Here is a 4,876-nt window from a genome sequence, read left to right on the forward strand (position 1 = left end):
AATCCCCAGCCCTCGCGACTTACTCCTTTTTGCCTATTGTTCAAGCATTTTTAGGAAAAGTCGGCATTGTTGTAGAAACTTCAGATATTTCTCTCTCTGCGCGCGTTTTAGCGCAATTTCCAGAAAACCTAAAAGAATCGCAAAGAGTCAAAGATGCACTTACAATTTTGGGCGAACTTGTTAATCAACCCGACGCAAACCTCATCAAGACACCCAACATTTCCGCTTCTATTCCACAACTAAAAGCGACAATCAAAGAGCTACAAGCCAAAGGTTACGATGTGCCAAATTTTCCTGATGAACCTCAAAACGAAGCGCAAAAAGCCATCAAAGAAAAATACCAAAAGGTTTTAGGTTCTGCGGTAAATCCGGTGCTTAGACAAGGCAACTCCGACCGCCGCTGCACAAAAGCAGTCAAAGAATATGCCCAAAAAAATCCCTATCGTGTCGTAGAGTTTCACAAGGATTCTAAAACACGCGTTTCTTATATGCCAAAGGGAGATTTCTTTGACAATGAAAAAGCCATTTTAGTTCCAGAAGCCACTAAAGCTAAAATTGAATTTATCGGCAAAGCAGGCATAGAAATCCTAAAAGACAATCTGAAGTTAGACAAAAATGAGATTTTGGACGCAACTTTTATGAGTGCGAAGGCGTTAGATGAATTTTATGCCAAACAAATTGAAGTGTGCAAAAATGAAAACATTTTGCTTTCTCTTCACCTCAAAGCGACAATGATGAAAGTCAGCGACCCCGTGATTTTTGGACACGCAGTGCAAGTGTATTTTAAAGAACTTTTTGATTCTTTTGGAGAGGAACTAACACAACTTGGCGTGAATCCCAACAATGGCGTTAGTGAGCTTTTAAACAAAGCAGAAAATAGCCCTAAAAGACAAGAGATTCTCGCAAAATACAATGAAATCCTAAGCAAAAGCGCACCACTTTCTATGGTAAATTCCGACAAAGGTATCACAAATTTACACATTCCAAGTGATGTGATTGTAGATGCTTCAATGCCTGCAATGCTTAAAAATGGTGCAAGACTTTGGGATAAAGAAGGAAAAGAACGCGACACCAATGCGCTAATTCCTGATAAAACTTATGCAACAATTTACGAAGCCGTTGTTGAAGATTTACGCGCTAATGGCACACTCAATCCTAGCCAACTAGGTAGTGTCTCCAATGTCGGTTTAATGGCAAAAAAAGCACAAGAATATGGTTCTCACGATAAAACCTTCATTGCCAAAGAAGATGGAATCTTTAGAATCGTAGATGAAAAAGGCACAACTCTGCTAGAACACAAAGTAGAAAAAGGTGATATTTATCGCGCAAATCAAGCAAAATTTGAAGCGGTGCAAAATTGGATTGATTTAGGGATTGAGCGCGCAGATTTAACAGGTAACAAGGCAATTTTCTGGCTAGATTCCAAACGCCCAAGCAATAAAATTATGATAGATTTAGTAGAGGCGCGCTTAAAAGAAAAAGGCAAAGACATTGCGATTCTACCTCCAAAAGAAGCGTGTTTAGAATCGCTCAAACTCATTCGTGCAGGCAAAGATGCAATCTCCATTAGCGGAAATGTTCTGCGAGATTATCTCACCGATTTATTTCCAATTTTAGAGCTTGGAACAAGTGCAAAAATGCTTTCTGTCGTGCCAATGCTAAATGGCGGTTCTATGTTCGAAACAGGTGCAGGTGGAAGCGCACCAAAACAAGTAGAACAACTTGTAGAGGAAAACCACTTGCGCTGGGATAGTTTGGGTGAATTTTTAGCATTACAGGCAAGCCTAGAATTTTACGCTCAAAAAACGGGCAACAAGCAAGCACAGATTCTAGCAAACAACCTTGATAATGCGATTGGCGAATGGCTAGACAACAACAAAGCCCCTTCACGTAGAGTAGGAGAAGACGACAATCGCACAAGCCATTTCTATCTTGCACTTTATTTTGCTCAATCTCTTGCGCGAGATAGTAGCGATTCTGCTTTGCAGAACTTTTTTAAAGGAATCGCAGAGGAATTAAGCGAGAATGAAGAGAGGATTCATCAAGAATATTTAAGCGCACAAGGTGCAAAAGTAGATTTAGGTGGATATTACAAGCTAGACGACGATAAATGCGATGCAATTATGCGTCCAAGTGCGACTTTCAATGCGATTTTAGCCAAAATTAAATAGCCAACGCGCCCATTGTGGCGCGCATTATCGCAGTTGCAAGATTCTTATTTAGATTGCTTCATTGCTTTGCTCTTCGTAAGTGCGAATCGTATTTACAACAAAATCCTATACAGAAAGCGGAATAAAAAGTTGTGGGAGGTTTGTTAAATGCGTGCTTAAATTTTCTACATCACATAACGAAAAGAACCAAAATTTTTTTACATTTTCTTTGCGTAAAGGTAGAATCTGCAAGATATGTTTTTGACGATTAAGCCACAGAATAGGATTTTGAGCGTTAGATTGCTCAATGATAATTTTTTTGTCAAACACCTTGGCAATGTGTTTATAATAATCCAAAGCTTGATCGTGGTCTTCCTCATTGGGATTGAAGTCATAAAGCAAAATCTTAAGCCCAATTTGAGTTGATAAATCAAAAACAACAGAGGAGATTTTCTCTGCTTCTTCTAGTTTTTCAGGCAACACAACCACACTGTGGGTTAGTTTTTCTAAAGATTGCATACCAAACTTCAAAAGCGGAATCCCCAAATCTAGCAAATAGCCTTTATATTTTTCAAACAAATATCCCTCTAACAAAATCAAACCAATGTTTTTGTTTGTTTTATCGCGATTCAAAATTTCTTTTAACGAATTTTCATAAAATTCCACACTCCACGAGATATGTTCCCCATTTAAACGCGTATCATTTCTTAGGCACACAATCTCCTCTATGCTCGTGGGATTGAAAAAGCATAAATGCAGACGTTTATTTTTAAAATGCGAAAAAAGCCATAATGTCTGATGGATACATTCTTCAAGGTTTTTGGAATGCGACAAATCAAAATACATTACCACATCACGCCCAAAAGGTGTTGGAAACTGCCCAAACTCCTCTTTAATCCGATGATAAATTTCTCGCAAGGTATTGGGTTCGCCGATGAGTAATAAAGAATCATTAGGCAGAATCGTGGTAGAATATTTGGGCAAAATCAACTCTTCACTGCGATAAATTGCAACAATTTTCCATTTCTTTTGCTTAATCACTCCCACGCTACGATACGCATAAGGGCTTCCAAAAGGCACGCTAATTTGCATAATCTCGCCTTGTCCCAAACCAATGTATTTTGCTGTACGTGGCACATTAGGAAACTTCTCAAAGAGCTTGCCACTAAGCACAAGTGCTTCACTAATCATCAAAAGCTGCTTGTCATTACCCTGCAAAGGAATCTCTCCTAAAATGCTAATTTGCAAAGTTTTGCTATAAGAGCGCAAAGTATGGTAGATAATTTCACGCTCTTCTGCTTTGTCTGTGATAATATAGCAATCTGTAATTTGAGCAGTTAAAATCTCGCGCAACTTATTAGGCGAGCTTGGGTCAAACGAAAAGCATTCGTGGTCTTGTGGGAGGTTTTGGGGCAAAAGATTCTTATCAAGCGAAACAAAAATATAAGTATTTTTATCCAAATGCTTTGCCATTAATATGCTTAGGAATTCTTTTGCTACAATTCCATCTAAAATCAAAAGCACTTTTCGCATAACTCCCCTTTGTGATGATAAAAATTCGCGAAAATGTAGCAAAAAAAGGTTGAAAATGGAATTTAATTTGCAAAGGACGGACGAAAATGCGCGCGCAGGCGTGCTAAAACTTGCGCATGGCGAAGTGCCCACACCGATTTTTATGCCTGTTGGAACACAAGCGAGCGTCAAGGCATTGGATTTCAGCGACCTTTTAGCTCTCAATGCCCCAATAATTTTAGCCAACACTTATCATCTTTATTTGCGCCCTAACGATGAGGTGATTAGGGAACTTGGTGGGCTGCACGCATTTAGCAAATTTCCTCGCAACTTCCTAACTGATAGTGGCGGATTCCAAGCGTTTAGCCTTAATTCTAATGTGAAATTGTATGAGGACGGAATCGTATTTAAAAGCCATATTGACGGCTCTAGCCATTTTTTCTCTCCGCAAAAGGTTTTAGACATTCAATACAATTTAAATAGTGATATTATGATGATTTTAGACGATTTAGTCGGATTGCCTGCCAGCAAAGAGCGCATTAGAGATTCCATTGCCCGCACGACTAAATGGGCTAAAAGTGCTATTGATTACCACAATTATAAAAAACAAAGTGCTGCTAATTCAGGCAAAATCCTAACGAATAACATCTTTGCAATCGTGCAAGGTGGCACAGATAAAGAATTTAGAGAATCAAGCGCAAAGAATTTAACGAGTTTGGGAGATTTTGACGGCTATGCCATTGGTGGGCTAGCAGTGGGCGAACCAAACGAAGAAATGTATGCAACGCTTGATTTTACCACACCACTTTTGCCAAAAGATAAACCCCGTTATTTAATGGGTGTTGGCACGCCTCGTGATATAATAGAAGGAATCGCGAGAGGTGTTGATATGTTTGATTGCGTAATGCCTACAAGAAATGCAAGAAACGGCACGATTTTTACGCATTTTGGCAAACTTGCCATTAAATCTCCGCGCTTTAAACTTGACACACAGCCCTTAGATTCCAAATGCTCCTGCTACACTTGCCAAAACCATTCCCGTGCTTATTTACATCATTTGTTCCGCGCAGGCGAAATCAGCTACTTTCGCCTTGCAAGCATTCATAATCTTGCATTTTATTTGGATTTGGTACGTGAGGCAAGAGAAGCGATTTTAGAGGGAGAATTTGCACGATTTTATAAGGATTCTATAGAGTCTATGTCCCCATAAAATT

The 4,876-nt window shown here is 39.2% G+C and carries 3 protein-coding genes; 2 read left to right on the forward strand and 1 reads right to left on the reverse strand.

The window, feature by feature from the left end; translation table 11 throughout:
* A partial coding sequence (locus Q1553_RS06930) for an NADP-dependent isocitrate dehydrogenase (RefSeq protein WP_300842853.1) occupies window positions 1–2,171 on the forward strand: 2,171 nt, incomplete at its 5' end.
* 105 nt (window positions 2,172–2,276) lie between these two features.
* On the opposite strand, the gene Q1553_RS06935 is transcribed toward Q1553_RS06930, so the two are convergent.
* The gene (locus Q1553_RS06935) at window positions 2,277–3,683 is read right to left on the reverse strand and encodes a TrkA C-terminal domain-containing protein (protein WP_115551802.1); all 1,407 of its coding nucleotides are present in this window, start codon (window positions 3,681–3,683) and stop codon (window positions 2,277–2,279) included.
* Between the two features lie 55 nt (window positions 3,684–3,738).
* Here Q1553_RS06935 and tgt point away from each other — a divergent pair, with 55 nt between their 5' ends.
* Window positions 3,739–4,872, forward strand: a complete 1,134-nt coding sequence (gene tgt / locus Q1553_RS06940) for a tRNA guanosine(34) transglycosylase Tgt (protein ID WP_115551801.1) — start codon at window positions 3,739–3,741, stop codon at window positions 4,870–4,872.
* Window positions 4,873–4,876: the final 4 nt, after the last annotated feature.

Origin of the sequence: Helicobacter sp. UBA3407, assembly GCF_949747025.1 — a bacterium.
Lineage (GTDB): Bacteria > Campylobacterota > Campylobacteria > Campylobacterales > Helicobacteraceae > Helicobacter_D > Helicobacter_D ganmani.

Bases quoted from the DNA above. Each gene is read 5' to 3' on its own strand.
- Q1553_RS06935 (WP_115551802.1), bottom strand. From the start codon at position 3,683: ATGCGAAAAGTGCTTTTGATTTTAGATGGAATTGTAGCAAAAGAATTC.
- tgt (WP_115551801.1), top strand. From the start codon at position 3,739: ATGGAATTTAATTTGCAAAGGACGGACGAAAATGCGCGCGCAGGCGTG.